The organism is Serratia sp. HNCC26DJ244, assembly GCF_057180565.1.
In genome coordinates this window covers 1-385 of record NZ_JBXUGO010000130.1, presented here as the reverse complement: position 1 = coordinate 385, position 385 = coordinate 1, and the positions used below count along the sequence as shown (strand labels likewise).

Annotated in this window: 1 protein-coding gene; it reads right to left on the bottom strand. The window is 53.2% G+C overall.

What is annotated here, in order from left to right; genetic code table 11:
* On the bottom strand, positions 1-385 hold a 385-nt coding region (locus AC2A06_RS18920; protein ID WP_484381306.1), incomplete at both ends, for an autotransporter outer membrane beta-barrel domain-containing protein.

Sequence of the window (385 nt, the reverse complement as noted above, 5' to 3'; positions counted from 1 at the left end):
ACCCACCGCGAGAGCATCTTCACCAGTGATTTGCCCGTTAAACACCTCGCCCCCCAGTTGTACCACATAGTTATTGCTGCTGTTGGAAAGCTGGCCGGAGGCATCATTAAACTTGGTACGGGAGCCTTGCTGGCGCAGCCATAAGCTGTGTTCCCCATCATCAACCGAGGGTTTGATGTCATCCAGTCGCGTATTGAACAAGGTATTGGCCGTGCCAATGCTGGCCATATAGCTGCCGGCTTCAGGGCGATAGACATCGTTGACAAAATCACCATAGTTCGAGCGCAAATACCAGTTGCCATTGGCTGGGTCCGTGGGTGTCCCTTGATAGAGGAAGTAATCAAGTGCCCCGGCCACAGCTCGGCCATTTAAGGTAAAGTTGCCC